Annotated in this window: 2 protein-coding genes; both read right to left on the bottom strand. The window is 49.9% G+C overall.

Translation table 11 applies throughout. The annotated features are described in order from the left end of the window. Positions 1-2,376, bottom strand: a complete 2,376-nt coding sequence (gene ygjK / locus AC4MRV_RS21755; RefSeq protein ID WP_491189359.1) for an alpha-glucosidase — start codon at positions 2,374-2,376, stop codon at positions 1-3. 15 nt (positions 2,377-2,391) lie between these two features. Further along, the coding region (gene ygjJ, locus AC4MRV_RS21760; protein WP_491189360.1) for a protein YgjJ at positions 2,392-3,138 on the bottom strand (747 nt) is incomplete at its 5' end.

Genomic DNA, 3,138 nt, shown 5'->3' on the forward strand with positions numbered 1-3,138 from the left:
TTACTCTGCGTCAGTAAAGAAATCGTTGTAAAGCATGTACAAGTGAGCTGCACTCCAAGAGAAGTTTGGCGCACCTTGCTGGTCACCGTTCAATGGGTTGTAGTTCTCACGGATTGGGCCGTCTTGCACCAAGCCATCGGCGTGGTCGAAGAAAGCGCCTGCCATTTCAATCGCATCATCACGGTAGCCGTAGCTGTCCATTCCTTTCAGGCCGAAGTAAAACTGGTCTACCCATACGCGTCCACGCCAGTAAATATCTGGGCCGAATGCTGGGTTAGATAGCGCTGCAGTGCCGAGTGGTACGTAGGTATTGAATTCTGAGGTATCTTTCATCACAGAGACCACCGCATCCGCGTGTGCTTGGGTTGCTGCGCCATTGAACAGTGGTGACCAACCTTCAGGGCCTTTGCCACGTTCGACAATCGGTTTACCTGCACAGCCATTGGCTAACGGTTTATCTTCAATACGAATGTCGTAGTAGAAGTTCGTGCCTTCATCGAACATACAGGTGTTGATGTAGTTCGATAGGTGCTCAGCCTTTTCACGGAACTCTTTCGCTTCTGCTTCTTTACCAAGAATGTCAGCCATTTCCGCTAGGTACTTGTTATCGCTGTACATGTAGCTTGCTTGGTCAACGGACTCTTGTAGCAGCGAGTAGCCTAACAGGGTGCCGTCTTCCGCGCGGTTTTGGGCGAATTCAACATCCCAATCACTACGTTTGCCGCCGTTGGCAACGTAGGCGTCTAGCTGGTCTTTATCGATGAAACCAAAGGCTGCCGCATCATCACGACCTGATTCCCAAGACGCAGCGGTTTGAGCTGGGCTCTCGATGTAGTCATAGTTACCTTCTGCAATCACTTTATCCAGTGCCGCTTGACCTACAACGGTTTCGTGTTTGTCACCACGAACCACAGTGAAGTACATTTCGCCTTCTGGTGTGTTGTGTGCTTTATCACGCGCTGCGCCGTATTCTGGAACGCCATTGCCATTGTTGTCGCGGTTGCGTAGCCACCAGTCGTGGTAAGCCACTAGCTTTGGATACATCTCTTCTAGCCAAGCTTCATCGCTGGTGGTCTTGTAGACTTCCATTACCGCCCATGCCGCTAGACTTGGCTTGGTGTTACGTTCGTTCCAGTTACCACCGTCACCGCCACGCTCTGGGCTTAGGTTGTAAGCCAATAGATCTGGCACGTAACCTTCATCCCAAGGGCGAACCGGATCGTCAGCTTGAATTTGGTAGGCAAACATTGCGCGGATGTTGTCTTTCGCTACGTCTGGGTTGAAGTGCGCCATCGCGTAAGCTTGTTTCCATGTATCCCATGGCCATGTTTGGTTGCCTGAGAACCAACGCGCCGTTACCGAAGGTGTCACAGAGTCAAACTCCATCGCACCGGCTGCGCCACGCCAGTTACCGTTTAGGGTTTCCATCGCTTTTACCGCAACACGCTCTTGCTCAGGCGTCGCATTCGGGTTGGTTAAGCCCATCTCTAGGTAACCTTCCCAGCGCGCTTCCGATGCCGCTAAGAAATCGGTAGGGTTTGCCATGATCTTTTTGATCTCAGGCTGTTCCGCTTTCGCCTCTTCTGCCGTTAGAACGTGCGAGTATGTGGTGTAGATGGTGGTTGATTCTTCAATGCTTGCGGTTGAAGTAAACGTTAGGCCATCGACCTTGGTTTGGGTTGGAATCGACTTATGAACTTGGTACTCAGACTCACCTGAGGTCAGTAGATCCCACGTTGAACGCACTTTACCGAAAGTGACCTTTAGGCCGTCGTCGGTTGCAACGATTTGGCGATTGTAATCAGGGTAAGTCTCGGCAATGGTTTTATCGGTTTGCGCTACACCTTCTTTTGCGTGTGTTTTTTCAAGCAGTTCACCGTCCCACACTAACTCAACTGGCGAGTCAGTGGTGATTTTAGTCTCCAGTAGAGAGGTACGGTTAGAAGCAAAACGCAGCGTCATCTCTACCGTTACATCGTCAGATTTTAGGGTCTGAATCAATGCGCCCGGTAGGCTGTAAGCTTCCATCGTGAATTCGACTTTCTTGCCATCTTTGTACACGCTTAGGCGGTCAAAGTTATCAGCCATGAAGTTAATGTATTCTTCAGTAAGCAGCGCAGTTCCCGGGAAGCCACCCATGCCTTCAGCCGTGTCTGGTAACAAGTGACCGTGCCATGCACCTAGGTCGAAGAACGGGTTAAAGCGTTGATGGTCATCGAAGTCGTAGTCACGCATGTATTCTGGTGAGCCAGTGCGGTCGATAACGTTTTTAAATTGGTTTGCTTGAAGCTCTTCAGAGCCTGTATTTGATGCGCAACCAGTAACAACAAGTGCTGCGCCAATAGCGATAGCTGCGAATGATTTGTTCAGTTTCATAGTGAGTTCCTGTTATTACCAGTAGAAGTATTGCATTGCGAACACTTGTGCGTCGCCAATTTCAGTGTCGCTACCTACGCCAAAGCGGCTATCGAAAGCGGTCGCAAATGCACCGTTTCCGTATTCGTACCAAACACCGGCGTTGATGTAAGAAGTGATCTCTTTTTCGCCGTTATCGCCATCAAAGTTGGCGTAGTTGTAGGCTGCTGATAGGTAAACGCCTTGTGCGGCTTCGTACCAAGCGCTGGTTTGAATACCAGACTCGCTACCAAACGATTCTTGATTGCCTTTGTCAGTGTCGTGCCAAACACGAGTAGCAAAGTTCTTGTACTCAGCACCTAATAGTAGAAGTTCGCCACCGTCGTTATTACGAACTTCACCGCCACCCATTAGCGTTAGGTCGTCAGTCAGGTCGTATTGGACATAACCGTTGACCATGGCATTTTTATCTTTCCATTGGTCTGCGAAGTTGTCGTATTTACCAAAGTGAATCAGCGCATCGTCTTCAGAGAAGTCAGATTCTGGAGCGAAGGAAACGCTGTAGCGTAGCTTGCCTTCTAGGTTTTGGATCTTCACACCAACGTGTACGTCACGAGTGTTTGAGATCGCATAGCCGTACTCTACCGTTGGGTCACCCCACCATTGAACGTCATCCAGAGATGAGTCCATACGACCGACAATAAATTCTGTTTTTGCATCAGTGCGGTAACCTGCGTAGAAGCGGTTAAAACCACCTTCGAAGCCGCCCCAACCATGGCCAGT

It is taken from the genome of Vibrio sp. (assembly GCF_984391705.1).